Source organism: Aliikangiella sp. G2MR2-5, from assembly GCF_015687155.1.
In the GTDB taxonomy this organism is placed as follows: Bacteria; Pseudomonadota; Gammaproteobacteria; order Enterobacterales; family Kangiellaceae; genus Aliikangiella.
This window is the reverse complement of the sequence record NZ_JADPQF010000003.1, coordinates 144,009-162,428: the sequence shown is the minus strand read 5'-3', so window position 1 is coordinate 162,428 and position 18,420 is coordinate 144,009. Positions and strand designations below refer to the sequence as shown.

At 42.5% G+C, this 18,420-nt stretch carries 16 protein-coding genes; 1 reads left to right on the top strand and 15 read right to left on the bottom strand.

What is annotated here, in order from left to right:
- Window positions 1–217: 217 nt before the first annotated feature.
- From IYN84_RS11255 to IYN84_RS11215, 9 genes are all read right to left on the bottom strand, one after another.
- Window positions 218–676 (bottom strand): hypothetical protein, encoded by a 459-nt coding sequence (locus IYN84_RS11255; RefSeq protein ID WP_196139317.1) that lies wholly within the window; start codon window positions 674–676, stop codon window positions 218–220.
- Between the two features lie 273 nt (window positions 677–949).
- Window positions 950–1,432 carry a DUF4440 domain-containing protein gene (locus tag IYN84_RS11250; RefSeq protein ID WP_371734858.1) on the bottom strand — a complete coding sequence of 161 codons (483 nt, stop codon included), beginning with the start codon at window positions 1,430–1,432 and terminating at the stop codon, window positions 950–952.
- A 131-nt stretch (window positions 1,433–1,563) separates the two neighbouring features.
- A complete protein-coding gene (locus IYN84_RS11245) occupies window positions 1,564–2,472 on the bottom strand; it encodes a copper resistance D family protein (RefSeq protein WP_196139316.1) in 909 nt (302 codons plus the stop codon).
- Between the two features lie 42 nt (window positions 2,473–2,514).
- Window positions 2,515–2,892, bottom strand: a complete 378-nt coding sequence (locus tag IYN84_RS11240; RefSeq protein WP_196139315.1) for a copper resistance CopC family protein — start codon at window positions 2,890–2,892, stop codon at window positions 2,515–2,517.
- Between the two features lie 40 nt (window positions 2,893–2,932).
- Window positions 2,933–6,049: an efflux RND transporter permease subunit gene (locus IYN84_RS11235; protein ID WP_196139314.1), complete on the bottom strand. Its 3,117-nt coding sequence runs from the start codon at window positions 6,047–6,049 to the stop codon at window positions 2,933–2,935.
- Entirely contained in the window at window positions 6,046–7,848 is a 1,803-nt protein-coding gene (locus IYN84_RS11230) for an efflux RND transporter periplasmic adaptor subunit (protein ID WP_196139313.1), read from the bottom strand. Before IYN84_RS11230 ends, IYN84_RS11235 begins: the two co-directional genes overlap by 4 nt.
- The gene (locus tag IYN84_RS11225; protein ID WP_196139312.1) at window positions 7,841–9,310 is read right to left on the bottom strand and encodes a TolC family protein; all 1,470 of its coding nucleotides are present in this window, start codon (window positions 9,308–9,310) and stop codon (window positions 7,841–7,843) included. Before IYN84_RS11225 ends, IYN84_RS11230 begins: the two co-directional genes overlap by 8 nt.
- A complete protein-coding gene (locus tag IYN84_RS11220; RefSeq protein WP_246722857.1) occupies window positions 9,310–9,855 on the bottom strand; it encodes a DUF411 domain-containing protein in 546 nt (181 codons plus the stop codon). The genes IYN84_RS11225 and IYN84_RS11220 overlap by 1 nt, the downstream gene beginning before the upstream one ends.
- A gap of 183 nt (window positions 9,856–10,038) precedes the next feature.
- Complete coding sequence (locus IYN84_RS11215) at window positions 10,039–10,428, bottom strand: hypothetical protein (protein ID WP_196139311.1); 390 nt, start codon at window positions 10,426–10,428, stop codon at window positions 10,039–10,041.
- A gap of 320 nt (window positions 10,429–10,748) precedes the next feature.
- Between IYN84_RS11215 and IYN84_RS11210 the strand changes: the two genes are divergently transcribed.
- Window positions 10,749–11,729, top strand: coding sequence for a malate dehydrogenase (locus IYN84_RS11210; RefSeq protein ID WP_196139310.1), 981 nt, complete (start codon window positions 10,749–10,751; stop codon window positions 11,727–11,729).
- 85 nt (window positions 11,730–11,814) lie between these two features.
- Here the strand turns inward: IYN84_RS11210 and IYN84_RS11205 are convergent, their stop codons facing one another.
- The 6 genes from IYN84_RS11205 to IYN84_RS11180 all read right to left on the bottom strand — a co-directional run bounded on the left by IYN84_RS11205 (window position 11,815) and on the right by IYN84_RS11180 (window position 18,323).
- Window positions 11,815–12,180, bottom strand: a complete 366-nt coding sequence (locus IYN84_RS11205; protein ID WP_196139309.1) for a response regulator — start codon at window positions 12,178–12,180, stop codon at window positions 11,815–11,817.
- A gap of 61 nt (window positions 12,181–12,241) precedes the next feature.
- Entirely contained in the window at window positions 12,242–13,225 is a 984-nt protein-coding gene (locus IYN84_RS11200; RefSeq protein WP_196139308.1) for a chemotaxis protein CheX, read from the bottom strand.
- 36 nt (window positions 13,226–13,261) lie between these two features.
- The gene (locus IYN84_RS11195) at window positions 13,262–13,819 is read right to left on the bottom strand and encodes a hypothetical protein (RefSeq protein WP_196139307.1); all 558 of its coding nucleotides are present in this window, start codon (window positions 13,817–13,819) and stop codon (window positions 13,262–13,264) included.
- A complete protein-coding gene (locus IYN84_RS21690) occupies window positions 13,816–14,187 on the bottom strand; it encodes a methyl-accepting chemotaxis protein (protein WP_256435613.1) in 372 nt (123 codons plus the stop codon). The genes IYN84_RS11195 and IYN84_RS21690 overlap by 4 nt, the downstream gene beginning before the upstream one ends.
- 427 nt (window positions 14,188–14,614) lie before the next feature.
- Window positions 14,615–17,755 carry an ATP-binding protein gene (locus IYN84_RS11185; RefSeq protein WP_196139306.1) on the bottom strand — a complete coding sequence of 1,047 codons (3,141 nt, stop codon included), beginning with the start codon at window positions 17,753–17,755 and terminating at the stop codon, window positions 14,615–14,617.
- Between the two features lie 163 nt (window positions 17,756–17,918).
- Window positions 17,919–18,323 carry an ACT domain-containing protein gene (locus IYN84_RS11180; RefSeq protein ID WP_196139305.1) on the bottom strand — a complete coding sequence of 135 codons (405 nt, stop codon included), beginning with the start codon at window positions 18,321–18,323 and terminating at the stop codon, window positions 17,919–17,921.
- Between the last annotated feature and the right edge of the window lie 97 nt (window positions 18,324–18,420).

Here is an 18,420-nt window from a genome sequence, read left to right as displayed (position 1 = left end):
AGTGTTTATGACATAAAACTATGTGCTATATTTTCAACTGCGAGAATCTCAACCTGAAGTCCTTCGTTGTTAGAAATATTTATGTCGATTGCCCTCGGCCATTCTTCAACTGGATAACAGAGAAATAGTTCGAATAATGGTTATTTAGTTTTTTGAATATTAGCTAAAGACTGAAAACAAAATCTTGTTTTGAGATAATATTATTCAACAGGCGTAACTATGCCAAAGAGCTATTTTCCGGTTTTGGTGGGTGGTCGATAGGAGAAGGGGATAAAGAATGGTAAATCACATTAAAAAGAGAAATTCGACCCTCAAAGAAAAAATCAGGAGAAACGTTTAGAGGTAGTGCTAATGTCGCAAAGGTGCTGAGCGCGCAATCGGCGCAGCAACCGGTACAGCGGCAATACTCGCAGCATTCGCATTCATGAGATGAGTCCTCTTCAGAAACTCGAGTTTGATTATGTTCCTTCTCAGATGAAACAACAGAGACATAATGGATAGTGGAATTAGTAACCGGAATATAAACATACCAATAGCTTCCATCATCCTGGCGATACTCTGTATGTTGCTCATAGGATGCATCATCGTCAGATAAACAGGCAAGCAAATTGCCGCTGAACATTAGTCCAACTAACACTACCAGATTGAGTAATAGCGCTTTCAATTTTCTTCCCATTATCTATTATCGCGAGAAAGCGAAACCTCCGAGAATTTCGATTTGTCAGCTTGCTTAATAATCACAATTTTTCAAGGCTAATGTCAAGAAAATAGATTAAATCAACAGCTCTAACACCTGGAAAGAATTTGACTGAATGTTTTCGTGAGACCGGTAGAATATTAAGACAGGTGCTACCATTCCTGGCCCGCTCCACCTGTAACCTGGCTATACCTTCCACCCGGTTAATACCTTCCGTTATCCCTACTATTCAGCTATGCTCATTTTGCTCGGTTAGTTCGACCAATGAATATGAATAATTTTCCAACCCTTAGTAGTCTTTTTCAAAACCATGGTTTCCATACCGCTGGAATTAATGCTTCGTTCTTTATATTCTCCCTTTCTATGACTACGAGAAGTCGAAATTGCAGTATCTCCAAGAACTTTGACCTGATGCTCCAGGGTTTTAGATGGTACCGCAGCAGAAAACGCCATATCTGACTGCATGTGATGATGTGCATATTCATTTGAAGAACGTTCAACACGCCCTCCTTCATAAATAAGAACATCTTCGCTTAACAAGCTTAATACAGTTTCTCTGTCTTTATTGACTAATGCCTGATGAAATTTTTTAACAACCTTGGCAACGTCAGAGTCCATTCCTATGAATTGCGATTTAGCAATATCTGAGTGCTGTTTGTTTTCAGATAAAGCAGGCATCGACAGCAAAAGCACAAATATGGCCTGACCAAAAATTTTAAGTTTGAAAATATTCACTAAAAGCTCCTTAAGTTTATTTTTATTCGTGTTCTATTTATTGACAATCTATCGATCACATTCAATATTCTTAGAATAACACAGAGAATTCGATGGAAATACTAAGCAGTATATTAATCGATATTCTGACTCTATGGACTGACGACTAAAGTCAATAACGCAGTAAACAATAAAATCATCATAGCAAGTAAAATTTCTCTTGAAATCGATTTTTCCAACTTTAAAGCTGCCCCAGACTCTTCTTTTAAAGATGGTACCAGCTTAAGCTTGTGGTATAGCGCGACCATTAGCATACCAGCTACAAGTGTCAATTTTGCAAGTAACAACCAACCATAAACCTGATAGAATATATCTAGTTTGAAATCAGCAATCACGATAACTAAAGTCACACCACAGATAACCAGTATCGCAACAATATAACTGGCAATTTTTCCAAATATTTCCATAAGCTGAAAAATAGAGTCGACATTTAAAAATCGACAAGCGCTTTTTAGTGGAAATAATGTACCAATCCACCAAGCTACAACTAGCAAGTGCATGCTCAAAATAATACGAGCCATAAATCCATGCTCAAGGGTATGCCCTACCATACTGAAAGAGAGTGCAAGTAAAGTTAAGCCTGTCAAAAAAAGTACCGCAGATACGTATCGACTATTGAAACTTAGTCCTTGACTAACAGAAATTTGTCCAACACTTTGACTCACGCCAATAACCAGAAAGCCTGACAACTGGAATAACATCATGTCTCCAACAGCGCTTTGCCAAAGCATTACAGCTAAATCCGCGTTGAACATACCACTTACGCCTTGTTCCGCGAACGCTCCAACTTGAACATAAAAATTAAAAACTGAAAAAGTTGCACCCAGAAAAATTAACCTTCCGTAATATCGGGAAATTGAGTATTCGAGCTGACGCTCTTTATCGAGCGCTTGAGTTAGCACTAAATATCGAATAAAAGGAGCGCCAATTGCAACACAGGCACATAAATAAATTCCAAGCTTTAGCAATACCGACATCAACACCCAAGCAGAAATATCCATTAAGCCATTCTCACTTTTGTAACAACTGATTTAGGCTGCTTTTTATTGAGCCGTATCTGAGCTAGTTTTGATTTCAAATGAAAACTCTCCATTCATTTTGTGTGAATCTTTTCCCATGGCAACCCAGCTCACCCGATACTTTTTGGCTAATAGCCTGGGCAACGGGATCTCAAAATTCTCACTCGCTATAGGTGAAAGCATAAAAGCCATTTCGACATTTTCACCTTCCATATCTTTCATCTCTACTTTTATCAGGCGCACTTTGCTACTAAAAGTAAGCTTTAATTTTTCCGGAGACGCATCAGCCACACTTCCATCCGCTGGTTCACTAGCGATTAATTTGCTATGAGCATTGACTGCCATCGAAAACAACAACAGGAAACCAACAACTAACGATATTGTGAGATTAGTAATTTTCATATTTAGTCCTCATTAGATTTTTAGAATTTTCCGGTAGAGGCTACTCATTTACCAGCTTTTTTGAGCGCCATAAAAAATAAACTACAGGAACAACGATTAGGGTGAGAAAAACCGAACTCAACATACCGCCAACCATAGGTGCCGCAATTCTGCTCATTACTTCGGAACCAGTCCCGGTTCCATACAAGATTGGTAACAATCCAACAATAATTGCTGCTGCAGTCATCATGACCGGTCGAACACGCATTCCTGCGCCATCAATTATCGCATCTTTCAATTGTGTTACCGTCAGCATTCCATGGCTCGAATCAACTAATTTTTGGTAGGATTGGTTAAGATATACCAGCATTATGACCCCTATTTCGACAGCTACACCAGCTAGCGCAATAAAGCCCACGCCAACCGCAACAGAGAAGTTATAACCTTGTAAATACATAAGCCAGATACTACCTATCATCGCGAAAGGCAAAGTTCCCATGATGATGGCTACTTCTACAAAGTTTCGGAAATTGGCGTAAAGCAAGATGATAATGATTGCCAGAGTAAGTGGTACTACATAGGTTAGCTTTGCCTTGGCTCTAAGCATATACTCATATTGCCCTGACCAGTTGAGCGAATAACCCGGCGGCAGTTCGATTTTATCCGCCACCACCTGCTGCGCTTTCACCACGTAGCTACCGATATCGACATCTTCAATATCGACAAAAGTCCAACCGTTTAACCGCGCATTTTCGCTCTTGATCCCGGGCGGTCCATCTTCGATGAAAACCCTGGCAACATCACCCAGCGAAATACGTTGACCACTCGGCGTTACCACAGGTAATAATGACAACTGTTCCGGCGAATCCCGATAATCTTGTGGATAGCGAATATTCACCGGATAACGCTCCAATCCTTCGACAGTATTGGTCACATTCATACCGCCGATTGCGGTTGCAACCACTTGCTGCACATCGGCAATATTCAAGCCGTAACGAGCCGCTTTTTCGCGCATAATATCCACTTTGATATAGCGACCACCGGCCACCCTTTCTGAATAGACTGATGCGGTGCCTTTCACATCTTTTAGTACCGTTTCCAGTTGCTGTCCTATCTTCTGGATTTGCGCGAGGTCTGGCCCGGCGACTTTGATCCCCACAGGCGTTTTGATCCCGGTTGCCAGCATATCGATTCGGGTTTTAATCGGCATCACCCAGGCGTTGGTCAGCCCGGGAAATTTCACCAACTTATCTAACTCCTTAATGATATCTTTGCTGGTCATTCCTTCGCGCCATTCGCTCTGAGGTTTAAGCTGGATAAAGGTTTCGATCATGGTCAGCGGCGCCGGGTCGGTCGCGGTTTCCGCGCGTCCGACTTTACCGAAAACATTTTTTACTTCCGGTAGGGTACGGATCAACTTATCGGTTTGTTGTAATAACTCGCGTGCTTTACCGATCGAAATGCCGGGGTAAGTCGTCGGCATATACATCAGGTCGCCTTCATCCAGCGGCGGAATAAACTCACTACCGATCTTGTCCAATGGCCATAGACCAATCGCAAGTACCAGCGAAGCGGCGGCCAATAAGGTTTTAGGATAGTCTAGAACTTTTTTCAAAACAGGCAGATAGGCCGCGGTCAATAATCGATTCAAAGGATTTTTATGTTCCGATAAAACCTTACCGCGGATAAAGTAACCCATTAGCACCGGTACCAAAGTGATCGCTAAAGCAGCCGACGCAGCCATTGCATAAGTCTTGGTAAAGGCCAGCGGCGAGAACATTCGTCCTTCTTGCGCTTCCAGAGTAAACACCGGCAAAAAGCTCACGGTAATAATTAGCAGACTAAAAAATAGTGCGGGCCCCACTTCGGAGGCAGACTCGGCGACGACCTGCCAACGGTTTTCTTTGGTCAGCGCCGTTTTTTCCATATGCTTGTGCATGTTTTCGATCATCACAATCGCCCCATCGATCATGGCACCGATGGCGATTGCGATCCCACCCAGCGACATAATATTGGCGTTTAAGCCTTGCCAGTGCATCACGATAAATGCGGCAAGAATACCCACCGGCAATGAAAAAATCGCCACCAGTGACGAACGAACATGAAACAGAAAAATCACGCACACCAGCGCGACCACGGCAAATTCTTCCAGTAGTTTAAACCAGAGGTTTTCCACCGCCCTTTCAATCAGAGCACTGCGGTCATACACAGGTACCACTTCGACGCCTTCGGGCAAGCCGGCTTTAAGTTCTTCCAGTTTTGCTTTAACACCATCGATGGTTTTTTGCGCATTTTCACCATAGCGCATCACCACAATACCACCGACCACTTCGCCTTCGCCATTAAGCTCGGCGACACCACGGCGCATTTGCGGGCCCGCGGAAATATCAGCCACATCCTTAAGCAATAAAGGTGTACCTTGAGCGTTAACACCTAAAGGTACGTTGCCCAGATCAACTTCACTTTGCAGATAACCGGTGGCGCGCACCATATATTCGGCTTCGGCCATTTCCACCACCGACGCACCGATTTCCTGATTAGCGCGCTTGATCGCCATTTGAATATGTGAAAGAGGAATAGAAAAAGCGCGCAGCTTATCCGGGTTCACCTGCACCTGATACTGTTTTACCATGCCGCCCAATGCGGTAACTTCGGAAACACCAGGTACCGTTTGTAATTCATATTTCAGAAACCAGTCCTGAATGCTTCGAAGCTGACTAAGGTCGTGTCTACCGGTCGGATCAGACAAGGCATAAAGATATACCCATCCAACACCGGTAGCATCCGGTCCGAGCTGCGGTTTAGCTGCCGCAGGTAAACTGGGTGCCACCTGACTCAAGTATTCCAGCACCCGACTTCGCGCCCAGTAGAGGTCGGTTTTTTCGTCGAAGATGACGTACACGTAGGAGTCGCCAAAAAATGAATAGCCACGCACGGTAACCGCACCTGGTACCGATAACATAGCCGTAGTTAGCGGGTAGGTCACTTGATCTTCCACCACTTGCGGCGCCTGTCCGGGATAGGTGGTTTTGATAATTACCTGTACGTCAGAAAGATCCGGGATCGCATCGACCGGCGTATTCTTCAGCGAGTAAGCACCGACGCCGATTAAAATTAAGGTGGCCAGCAATACGAAAAAACGATTTTTAACCGACCAACGAATCGTATTTTCGATCATTGATGGTCTCCCTGGTGCGTCGCCGGCTCGATATTATTCTGTTGCTTCTCACCAAGAATTTTGACGATAACAAAATCCTCAAGGATCTCAAATTTAAAATAAATTTTTTGGCCAACCGACAGACTGTCGATATCGATAGAGTCGGCCAAAATAAAATCCAACGTCGCCGCCGGTCGATTCCATTTTTCAATCGGACCGCGACTGATGTTGAGCATACGTTGTTCTCGGTTGATACGATTGATAACCCCTTCGACCTCTGCTGAAGATACTGTCGCTTCACTCTCCTTGTCCGAATGAGAATCCATTATGTGAACATTGGTAACCACATATTGACCCTCCGGGTTTTTACTAATTTCAATATGTAATGACATACCCTCACTCAACTGTGCCATATCCACCGATTCGGCAACGCCAAAATCCATGGTCATTTCAGGCCAGTCCCATTCGCTAATGGCTTCATGAGTGGCGTTAATCATGCGATGTCCTGGCATCAGCGAATTGATAGTCGCACTAACCCACACAGAATCAGGCACACCTGTTTCAGTATCATCCATCGACTGCATCCGCTTGAAGTCGGAAGTTTTGCTCGATTCTGAATCGATCAAGAACTGGGCGGAAGTCACAATTTTTTCACCTTCGCTCAAACCATGCAGAATTTCCACTCTAGATTCATCCTGCATACCCACTTTTACCGCAACGGACTTAAAACGCCCGTCCTCTAATGCTAGAACAACGCGATCCTGTGCACCGGTTCTGATCAAGGCTTCTTTCGGGATCACCAGTCGTTGCTGCTCACTGGCGGCATGGATCGTTACCTGGGTAAACATATTCGGCTTTAACAGATTATCTCGATTATTAAAGCGTAAGCGAACTTTGACTGTACGAGTTTTCGGGTCCAGCGCAGGATAGATATAGTCCACCTTACCTTCCCATATTTCACCGGGCAGGTAATCCAGACTGATATTCACCGGCATTCCCACTTTAACCCAGGGCACCTGCCGCTCGAAGATTTCCGCTTCCACCCAAACCTGAGCGAGCGAACCGATTGACATTAAAGTGGTTCCCGGTTTGACAAAAAATCCCTGTCGAATATTCAGATTATCAACCACGCCATCTTGTGGCGAATAAAAGCGGATGGTCTGTTTGACTTTTTTACTACGCTGGATCTCGGCGACGATATTGCTGGAGATCTGCAGCGCCGCCAATCTTTCTTCAGCTGCTCTGATCAGGCGTTGGTTCTTTCGCTCCAGCGCCAGCAATAATTCTTCCTGGGCGTTAACCAGCGCTGGTGAATAGAGCTCGTAAACCGCCTGCCCTTTTTTTACCGGGTCGCCTTCGGCCTTGATAAATAGCTTATCAATCCAGCCTTCCACCCGTGGGTGAAGGTGAACCAGCAAGTCTTCGTTGTATTGCACATAGCCAACAGTTTTTATATCCCGCTGCAAGGGTTTACGCTCGACTTTGGCGGTGCGCACTCCAAGATTGTTAACTACTTCCGGAGAAATTTTGATGGCACCAGGTCCGGCGTCACGACCTCCTGAATCTTCGGCATAAACCGGGATCAGATCCATCCCCATCGGTGATTTTCCAGGTTTATCTCTGCGATAGTTAGCGTCCATCGGCGCTACCCAGTAAAGCGGCTCTTTGTTTGAGCCTTCGCTATTTTCAGGAGACTGTTCATTTCCCTTTGGCGCAGGGTACAGCCCTGTGTAAATGAGCGCGCTAAAGCTAACGGCGGTAATAACCGCACCGGCAATAGCGCCGGTCAATATTGAACGATTGTTTTTCTGATTAGTCATTTAGATTCTCCACCTTACCGAGCATTCGCATCTCTGGTTGCGCCTCGTCGGCATCGATAAAAAAGTAGTTTAACTGCAACAACAGTGTCTGCTGTTCGACTGCGATCTTTAGCACGTCTATCTTGGCATTGAGCTCGGCAATTCTTGCGCGTACAACTTCGGCAAAATCACCATCGTCGTTGGTGTAAGCGTTTAGCGCCGCTTCGGCCAATTCCTGCATTTGCGGCAACAAGGTCTTAGCGTAAAGCTGGCGCCGCTGCTCGACTCGATTTAAGCGCGCAGCGTGGCTGCTAAAATCAGCGAGCATCATTCTCAAGGTTTGCCACTTATCCATTTTCACCGCTTCGCTTTTTGCTATTGCCGCGGCGACGCTTTTATCCTGACGATTTTCGGTAAACAGTGGCAGTTCAAAGGAAACGCCTATAGATAAAAAGTCTGAGCGCTCGTTACCTAAAGGGTCGTTGTCGCGGTAAGAATAGGCGGCGCTAATCCCCCAGTTAGGGCGATAAGACTGTTTACTCAATTCAACTCTAGTTTGTTCTGAGGCGATACTTTGTTCCAGACTTTTAACAGCCGGGTGACGCCGCAAAATATCCTGCATGGTTTGACGCGGGATTTGCCAAAGCTTTTCTGCCCCCTGGTAAGCCGAGGGGATCCGCTGGATCTTGTTGGCGACTGTGGTTTCAGCGTTAGCCAAAACGCTTTCCCAATGATAGTCAGTCTCCTTTTCAAGATAGCCTTCAGCAAAATCGGCACCAATGAAACGGGAAAGTTGCTGCTTTATCGTTTCTCGCTTTTGATGCAACTGCGTCAAGCGATCTTCCAGTCGAGTGATTTCCAGCTGTGCACGCACAATATCTTGCTGCCGCGTTTTCGCCAGAGCAGAGGAATAACTCGCCTGTGCGACTTTAGCCAGATGCTCGAACAAAAAACGATTATCATTGATTAACCGAATACTTTGCTCCGTCTGATAAAGCTGCAACCAGAGCTTACCCACCTCCACTGTTAACTGTGCTTTTCTCACCTGTCGTAGCAAAGGATAACTGTCGGCCATCTGGGTTAAACTTTTTTGCTTAAGTTCAAGACGATCACCACCTGGAATCATCTGGCTATAACCAACTTTAAACTGTGTCATCGGCTCCTGATTAAAATCAAAACTATCGGTTGGCAAATTGGCCAGGTTCAGAGAAAGTGTAGGGTCGGGCAGGCTCGACTCGGCAACGCTTCTATCACGCAGTGCCGATTCCAGATGACGGCTTTTTACCAATAAGGGATCGTTATTAATTGCCCGCTCCACCGCCATGTACAAGGTCAGCGGTTGGATTTGCGAGTTATGTTTTTTAGTTTCTGCTGTAGCGAAAGGGAGCGCCATGGCTAAACAGACAAAAGAAAGCCGCCGCCCCCAGACTTTGAAGCTTTCGATAAAAAAGGCTCGTCTAAATATATTACCTGGTAGACTCATCAAAATTGCTCCTTATAGGTTTTCACACTGGCATAGACGCTATAGCTGCCATCTCGCTGGATTAAATAAATGGTATAGGGCATAAACATATCACCAAACTCCATTCCCGGACTCCCAGTGGGCATCGCCGGTACTGCCAGCCCTATCGCGTCTACAGGCTTTTCCTCAAGAAACTGACGGATAAATTTTGCCGGGATATGCCCTTCAAAGAGATAGCCTTTCTGGCTAACGCTGGTGTGACATGAGCGCAGTTTTGCCGGGATCCCAAATTTATCTTTAATCGAGTCAAAGTCACTCACATTTTCTTGTAAGGCGGAATAACCTGCCTTTTCAATATGGGTGATCCAGTCATTACAGCAACCACACTGTTCGCGTTTGTATACGGTAAAATCACTGAGGGGGCTGGCACTTTGTTGGAGATTACCCTTGGGAGACTGATCACACGCTGCAAGTACACCAACCAGAACAAGTGGTAACAAGCGAGACAAGTGACGACTAATCGCCAAGTCATTCAGAACCGCAAAACGGAAAAACATCTTTAACATAACCTTTTACCTAAACCTGATTTAAAATATAACTTTTCAAAAACAGAAGCAGGATAGAGAGATGGTATGTTGCCGTGAGGGCCGCTAAGGTTCTGATTCCAATCGCGACTAACGTCTAAAAGACAGACTTACACTAAATAAGACAAGCACACTTTGTCCGGAGAAAGGACAGATCTATCCTGTCTAGGCAAAAATAGGAGGACGATAAAGAGAAGAAAATTCCTGACCTGAGTCGAGCAACATTTCAAATGATATTATGGATGAAGGTAAAACAAGGTTTAGCGACTGTAAACTTTGACTCAGCCCCATTGTGACGCAACTACTCATTTTACAACCACTATCGTCATCACAACAGTCGGTCATTTGAGTCAAAGCTTGTAGCTCCAAGTTATCGGAAGGCATATTTATAGCGGCCCCCATCGAATGACCTGAGTGATTGACTGCGGCTTCAGGCACGTCGTCATTCACTACAGAGCCCAACTGGCAGGACAACGCGTTAGCGGCAGTTATCTGGCCCAGTAGCGCCATGACTGCGATAATTACTAACCAAAATTGACCTTTTGTTGGTCCCATCGTTGACCTTGCCTGTTGTTCAAGTTTGTCAGCTATTTTGAGTATACCGACTGTAAGATAGCGCGAGCCAGTAGACTCGATGCCTGATAAGAATACACCAGTTAATTAAAATGAACAAAATCAAATTCATATTTTGATTGTTACAGACTATTGCTGTGCCAAAGCTAGCACATAACACAGATCAATATCTGTTCAATATAAGCCCCATACAGGGTAGGTATCTACGAGGTCTTTATGCTAAAATCGCGGCCAAATTATGCGTTTGATTGCGCTTTTATCCGGATTTACTATTCATTCATCAAAAATTGAGGATATTTAAGATGAAACAACCTGTACGAGTTGCCGTAACTGGTGCTGCTGGCCAAATCGGCTATGCCCTACTTTTCCGAATCGCTTCTGGCGCTATGCTTGGACCAGACCAACCAGTTATCCTTCAATTAATCGACATCACTCCTGCTATGGATGCATTGCAGGGCGTTAAGATGGAACTGGATGACTGTGCATTCCCACTATTACAAGATGTAGTTTGCACTGATGATCCGAATGTTGGTTTTAAAGATGCTGACTATGCTCTCCTGGTTGGTGCTCGTCCTCGTGGTCCGGGAATGGAGCGCAAAGATTTGCTCGAAGCCAACGCTGCAATCTTCTCGGTTCAAGGCAAAGCAATGAACGATCACGCCAGCCGAGACATTAAAGTACTTGTTGTTGGTAACCCTGCGAATACCAACGCACTAATCGCGCAGCGTAACGCACCAGACCTTAATCCTCGCAACTTCACAGCGATGACTCGTCTTGACCAAAACCGCGCAATGACTCAAATCGCTCAGAAGACTGGTAAAACTGTAAATGACGTTAAAGGTATGACAATTTGGGGTAATCACTCTTCAACTCAATTTCCTGATCTTTTCCACGCAAAAGTTGATGGCGAATTGGCCATCGATAAAGTTGATCAAGAATGGTACGAAGCCGACTTTATCCCGACAGTACAACAGCGTGGCGCAGCAATTATCAAAGCTCGCGGTGCTTCTTCAGCTGCTTCTGCAGCAAACGCTGCTATCGACCATATGCGTGACTGGGCACTGGGTACCGAAGAAGGTAATCCGGTAAGCATGGGCGTGTACTCAGATGGTTCTTACGGCATTCAGGAAGGATTGATTTACTCTTTCCCATGCGTTTGTAAAGACGGTGACTGGACAATCGTTCAAGGCCTTGACATCAATGAGTTCAGTCAGGCGAAGTTGAAAGACACTGAAACTGAACTTGCTGAAGAGCGTGACGCTGTTAGCCATCTGTTACCTTAAACAGAAATGACTATAGTTGATTAGAAAAGCGGGGGGCACCCCGCTTTTTTATTGACTAGCCGAGGGAGAAATTAAAACTAGATTTTTAGCCGACTAGTTTTTTGACTGCCCCAACAATGGCCGCACCATTAAAAGGCTTTACAATCCATCCTTTAACTCCGGCAGCCTTACCACGCTCTTTCATTCTCGGATCACTTTCTGTGGTTAACATTATAATGTTGACTGTTTGATTACCAAGCTCGCTTCTAATTTTCTCAGCCATAGTTAAACCATCCATATTCGGCATATTCACATCCGAAATAATGAGCTTTAACCCTGAATCGCTTCGAGTCTTGTCTAATCCTTCCTTACCATCATTGGCAGTTTCCACAGTAAAACCATTACTAGACAAAAATCCAGCTACTTCATTTCTGACTGTCGCCGAGTCATCGACTACTAAAATTTGGGCCATGCTTTTCTCCTACACTAGATAATTAAATAGATTTCAATTTCAAAACAATAGAACGTTGATTTTAGAAAAATTCAAGCTCTCCAGACTCTACCAACTCTTCGGTAACCGAATCGCAATTAAGAAAATTATCTGGATACCAGCTTAAATTAAAAATAAATTTTTGATACAGTTCAATTGACGGTAACCCTTCCTTTTTAGGCTTAACTTTATAATGAAAACATAATTGGGGCTCTTCTGTCCCAAAAGAAATATATTTATGGTGATGATTGACGGAAATAGGTACCTGAGTCTTCGGAGCTTGCTCATCGGTTGAATCATCATCATAGTTTGCAAATCGATTTTTTATTCCGCCCCATATCAAGTTAGTGATTTCATTTAGCACTGAATTAACGAAGCGAAAGTCAGTATCATTAATATCCAGCGGTGTCAGGCCATTTTCTATGGCTTGAATAATCTCACTTTCAGTTGTCTGGATCATCATATAACCTCGATACCAGGTGCTTTCCATAGGTATCAAGCTCATAAGCTCACCGAAAATTAAACGATCTTTTACTAAATAAGGTGAATCGACTTCAATCTCACAATCTCTGATGTTACTTCTGATAGCTTCAAGAGAGACTTCTTGCATGCCTCGAATTAAAGCCATTGGATAATAAGTTGTAAACAAATGACTATCGATATCGGCCTTAAGTTTATCCAGATTTTCCATACAAAACTCACCAGCTATCAATCGCTTAAAAGTTTCCGACAGTGGAGATTCTTCAAGAGAAGATTTTTCGCAACGATAAAAAATTGGAAGCTCAGGTCTTTTGTAATGAATTGCCTTTACAAGCTCTTCCCCTTGCATTTCATTCGAAGCAACGGTACTGGACATAATAATTCCACCGAGATCCGTATTGCCATCTAAAATATCAAATAAAGACGCCGTCTTTGCTTTCAATCCAATAACCGAATTAACCTCACAAAAATTGCTGATTGCTTCTTCAGCCAAAGTATTGTCATCCAAAATAATGACTTTACTTTTAATATCACTCTCGGTTGTCATTTGTCATTCCTGCTCTACATTAACAGTCTCTTGATATTAAAAAAGCTCTAACTCTCCACTATCAGCGATTTCTTCCTGGATAAGCTCAATTTCAATATCGTTGTTATCGTTGGGTAAAAAATGATAGCTCACACACATAATAGGTTTATCATGATATTCCACTTGTTTGAACTCACTATCAAAAATTTCAAATTCTTTTAGAAGTTCTATGCTGCTTCTCGACAGCATATTAGGCGTCGACATCCCCAAGGCCGGAACAAACTTGCCCAGTTCTCGTTTTAAAACACCACACAAATTATTTCCAAACTCTAGCAAATAGTCTGTAACCGCGGCACTATCATCTTGCTCTTTTTGACTACCGGAGGTAATCGCGTAAAATTCTTTTTCCTGCTCCTTTGAAAAATGAACTATCACAAAAACTCGAAATTGATGACTGCTGATTGTTAAAAAAATTGCATCGGAAGTATCAACTGAACCAAGCCCGTCTATAGGGACGACTTTTATATCGTCATCAGCAAAAATATCATTAAGCGAAACAGTCAAACTCTGAGCAAACATCCGTCTAAGCGCCAAGGACAACTTTTCGCCGTTCATGACTGCTTATCCACTTCTTCGATAGATTGGACAACTTGATTTCTAACTGTAGAAAGCTCGGTGAGAATCATTTTTCCTACAGCCTGGATATCTTGAAATGTCGATGTAGTTAGCAAATCATTTTTGTCCAGACTTTCACGATAACTAGTACTGAGCTCCTGACTACGCAAAGCAAGAGCCCTTACTTCATCGGCAACAACCGCAAATCCTCTTCCTTGTTCTCCTGCTCTGGCGGCTTCAATCGCTGCATTAAGGGCTAGAATAATAATCTGCTTAACAATATTAAAAAACTGGCTATTCTGGTCACTCATTGCCTGATTATGATTCATCAACTCCTGCAGCGAATCATGCCATCTTTCAAAAGTCATCATAACTTCAGACATTTCTGCTAGATGTTGTTCCAGTTTTTGCATCCGCAGCTTCATGTCTGCGACAAACATGGCTTTACTATCATTAACTTGCTCAAGTTGAGATCTTGTTGATTGCTGAACATTATTAAGTTCAGTATTAAGCTCTTCTATCTGATTATCATATGAGTCGCTTAATTCCTGTAATGAACGGTGATGTTCTTCATTTCTACTGTCTAGTTCCAGCCGAACTTTATCTAGCTCCGCCATATCCACCATTTTTTCAATTTTATTGTTCTTTTGTTGTAACAGCTCGTTTATTTGCTCGATTTCTTTCTTAAGCTTATACCATATAGTCCCACCACCTAACAGGACTCCGACTACCAGGGATAGAATAATGTAAATCATTTCAGCCATATGTTTTAACTCACACTTTTGTACTTGACCATCAATGCAACTTGAGTCCTGACACCAGATACTTTCGATCAATGGTAATTATAGTTTCAAACGCTCGATAATCGTCGCCTTCACTTCCTTCAGTCAACTTAACTTCCACATCACCACCAGCCTCATTTAAGAACTGTTTTACTGCATCCATACCTACACCACGACCAGAAATTTCTGAAACATTTTCAGCTGTCGAAAATCCTGAGGAAAATATCAGTTGCGCAATCTCATTATCTGAGGGGCGAGGAGCTTTATCTGAATAGATTTCTTTCTCAACCGCAGATTGATATATCTTGTTTAGCGCCATGCCTCGACCATCATCTTTTACAATAAACTCAATTTTGTCCTGGTCAGCACTTATTTTAATATCGATGTTGCCAGATTCAGGCTTTGAATTTTTCTTTCTTTCTTCGATAGACTCAATGCCGTGATCAATCGCATTTCTGAGCACATGCATAAAGACATTGGCAAGACGATTATGTATTTCATTACGAATGGCGATCCCGCCGGTATCAATATTAACTTTTGGTTCCGGCTTGCCTAACTCTGCAGCAAGAGAACTAATTGATGAAATAACCTCTGACAACATTTTATCAGCAGTTACTCCCTGAGTTTGAGACAAGCATTGATAGCAATCATTTATCCATTGATTTACATCACTATCAGATTTTGATAGATCTAGTGACGATGCACTTTTTAATAACAAATTAATATTCTCGACATCAATTTTCACTCCACCGGACGATCCCGAACCAGATAGCTTTTCACGGGCTATTTGTTCATATTTATTAATATCTTTTTCAGCTAAATCAAGCTCTTCTAACAGGAATTCTTGCTCCCAGCTTTTGTCTTCGATTTTCCTCAGTTCATCATAGGTATGTTCGACCGTATGAACAGAATCGGTAATGTAATTAAATCCATAGGTCCTCGCATTTCCTTTAACCGTATGCATATTTCTAAATAGAGTCGCAATCACAGATAAGTCTTTGTCTTTTGTCGACTTTATAAGCTCTCTGCAATCAGAGATAAAAGCATATGAACCAGCTATAAATTCATCAAACTTATCTCTATCAACACTCAGAATTTGCCCGACTATTTCTAACTCTTTTTTCTGCTCTTCAGCAGCACTCTGCAACGCTCGCAACTCGGTAACATCCCGCACCGTCACCAGTATTTTTTCTATTTCATCATTCTGATTAACAATAGGAACCCAGTCCAATTCAACGAGCTTTTCGCCATTCTCGTTGTTGCCAAGTGTCACCTCGTTGACTAGGAGATGACTATTAAAATCAAACATCATTGCATCCATCCCTAGCAATGAATCGATAGCGGTTGAAATCTGATCTTTAACATCAACACCTAAGCTAGTTTGAGCAAAAATAACATCCATAAAATTTCTATTTGCTATTTGTTTTGTCTCGACAATATCTTCGAGATGAGAAGAATATTCAGAGTGAATCACCCCCCCATCCATAATGGTAAAAATCCCCTGCTGTAAATTAGCCATCATGGTTGCAATATCATTATTCTTTTTTTGTAACTCTGCAGTGCGCTCTTTCACTTTAGCTTCCAGGTTTCTATTTTGCTCTTCAATGACCTCTCGCATTCGAATATTTTTAATAGTTGTTACAAGCAGGCGAGCAATCGAGGATGCAAATTCGTAGTCACTATCCTCAAAAGAAACCTGGTTGACCTCACCAGAAAAATTCATTGCACCGATTAACACATCTTTATCTATCAAAGGTACACAGAGCAGCGACTTGGGTGCAACATTGTCTCCAGAAACAAAGTCGGGCTCATTAGCAGTATTACGAACGAATTTGATACGTTTACTTTTAGCAACTTTTCCGAGAATTCCTTCTCCAAGAGAGAACTGCACCGGCTTAATTGACGGATCAGTTTGCTTGGGGGGGAAGGATGCTTTAACTTCAAGTTTGTCTTCATTATTCATCAAGAAAACAGAACCAAAAGAAACACCGGTTTGCTCGTGCATCGCAGCCAGAACTTCCTCAAGCGCTTTATTCTGATCGAGTAAGGACGCTAAAATTTCACCTGTTGAATTAAGCTTAGCCAAATCTGCCATTTTTTTCTTAATTGACTTACGCATTGAATTGAAATTCTGTGAAGCAAGCAAAATGAGAATAATCCAGGCAATAATCGCGGTTTGGCTACTCAGAGAAACTGTCTCTATTACACCTGTCTGACTTGCGTTAAAAAGCTCATCCGCAGCAACTAGTAAAGAGTCGAATTCGGTAACAACTTTTTGTAGAAAGTCATTCGACTCATCTAGTTTTTCACGACTTAGAGAGGTTTGTTTTACCTGTAACAGTTTTGCCTGAATGATAGAGTTTTCGCTAGTAGCTTTTTCTTGAATACTTTCCAAGGTTGACTTGTAATCTATCCAGTTTTGAATTTCCTTTAGGTCAGGCAGGTTGTTTTCAGCGCTTTCATTTCTAACCCGAATGCCATTGACAGATTCTTCAATTGAAACTGTTGCGTTTTCCAGATACGCTAAGTCGCTACTCCTGTTGATTTCATCAATAATATTATTCAATCCAAAAATCAGTCCATCGATTCTGCCGGAAATGCCTTCCATTAACTCCCTTTTATTATCATCTTCTTCATAATCCACATAGACTACATCCAACATAAAAGCTCCGGCGTCGTCTGTTAGCCGTAAAAGCTCCTTTTGCTCATTTTCAGCCAGCTTCACTGCATCAATGACTTGCTTTTTAGCGGACAACATCGACTCAACCGAAACAACATAGGCATCGTAGTTCTCTCTGGCTTTTGCAAGTTTGTCTGCCATTTCTTTACTGTCACTGACCGTATCAACCAGCGTATGATAAAGTTTTTCAAAATTTTCAGTCCCCTGTCGAAAACTCATCTCAACTTCCTGAATTTTAAGTTCATCACTGGCATTAAAAGCTTGTGAACTTAAATTGCCAAGTTTGAGGAGATTAATCTGGATTTGATTACTTTGTTTTAGGACAGGAACAGCACTTTCATTAACTTGATTGGTAGACTCTCGTATGTCATTTAAATTGTAAATGGCAAGCAAACTAGAAAGGGAAAGCAACAACACAATAATTGCGAAGCCCAACCAGATTTTTTGCGAAAAATCTAACCTTAATATTCTCATTTATTCAATTTCTTGGAAGACACCTCCTCTAAGTATGGTTCAAAATCTGGATTCCTCAACTTTATATACATAAGATATTGAATTTTTAGGTGAAAAATTCATTTCTATAGAAATCAGATAGTTACTGATGTTTTTTAATCTACAAGCTAACTAAAGTCTATTATTATTGCGTCTCAGCGAGTCTTTGAAGCACTTCTAAAGCATGCTCAGCTTTTTTAGCCGGTACAAAAATATGGTCATGGTAAAATGCTGCAATAACGTTCGCACTGATATTTTCTTTGGCCAGAGCGCCGGAAACAGCGGCGGTTAACCCTACCGCATTTAAACTGGAGTGAACTTTAAGAGTGATTTTTCGGAAGGTTGAACTAAACTCCAGGTTCATGTTGCCGGCTTGCTTTTTATCAATCACAAACGTTATTCCTTCTTGTTCACGAAAAGTCGCCAGCGGTGTTAACTGTTTTATCAAACACTCATTTGTCGCTTTGATACTACAGAAAACATACTCTTCCCGAGCAAGGGCTGGAGACATCGAGCGTAGAAGTTGTTTGATATTCTCAATAGCAGCCATCTGTTACCTCTGTATATAAAGACTCTGAGATTGTTAAAACCGGTAAATGATTCTGTGCCATATTGTACTGTTAATTTGTCCATATCAACCAGTCGAT

Bases quoted from the DNA above. Each gene is read 5' to 3' on its own strand.
- IYN84_RS11210 (WP_196139310.1), top strand. From the start codon at position 10,749: ATGAAACAACCTGTACGAGTTGCCGTAACTGGTGCTGCTGGCCAAATC.
- IYN84_RS11230 (WP_196139313.1), bottom strand. From the start codon at position 7,848: ATGACTAATCAGAAAAACAATCGTTCAATATTGACCGGCGCTATTGCC.
- IYN84_RS11240 (WP_196139315.1), bottom strand. From the start codon at position 2,892: ATGAAAATTACTAATCTCACAATATCGTTAGTTGTTGGTTTCCTGTTG.
- IYN84_RS11220 (WP_246722857.1), bottom strand. From the start codon at position 9,855: ATGTTAAAGATGTTTTTCCGTTTTGCGGTTCTGAATGACTTGGCGATT.
- IYN84_RS11225 (WP_196139312.1), bottom strand. From the start codon at position 9,310: ATGAGTCTACCAGGTAATATATTTAGACGAGCCTTTTTTATCGAAAGC.
- IYN84_RS11200 (WP_196139308.1), bottom strand. From the start codon at position 13,225: ATGACAACCGAGAGTGATATTAAAAGTAAAGTCATTATTTTGGATGAC.
- IYN84_RS11205 (WP_196139309.1), bottom strand. From the start codon at position 12,180: ATGGCCCAAATTTTAGTAGTCGATGACTCGGCGACAGTCAGAAATGAA.
- IYN84_RS11235 (WP_196139314.1), bottom strand. From the start codon at position 6,049: ATGATCGAAAATACGATTCGTTGGTCGGTTAAAAATCGTTTTTTCGTA.
- IYN84_RS11195 (WP_196139307.1), bottom strand. From the start codon at position 13,819: ATGAACGGCGAAAAGTTGTCCTTGGCGCTTAGACGGATGTTTGCTCAG.
- IYN84_RS11185 (WP_196139306.1), bottom strand. From the start codon at position 17,755: ATGAGAATATTAAGGTTAGATTTTTCGCAAAAAATCTGGTTGGGCTTC.
- IYN84_RS11255 (WP_196139317.1), bottom strand. From the start codon at position 676: ATGGGAAGAAAATTGAAAGCGCTATTACTCAATCTGGTAGTGTTAGTT.
- IYN84_RS21690 (WP_256435613.1), bottom strand. From the start codon at position 14,187: ATGACTTTTGAAAGATGGCATGATTCGCTGCAGGAGTTGATGAATCAT.
- IYN84_RS11215 (WP_196139311.1), bottom strand. From the start codon at position 10,428: ATGGGACCAACAAAAGGTCAATTTTGGTTAGTAATTATCGCAGTCATG.
- IYN84_RS11245 (WP_196139316.1), bottom strand. From the start codon at position 2,472: ATGGATATTTCTGCTTGGGTGTTGATGTCGGTATTGCTAAAGCTTGGA.
- IYN84_RS11180 (WP_196139305.1), bottom strand. From the start codon at position 18,323: ATGGCTGCTATTGAGAATATCAAACAACTTCTACGCTCGATGTCTCCA.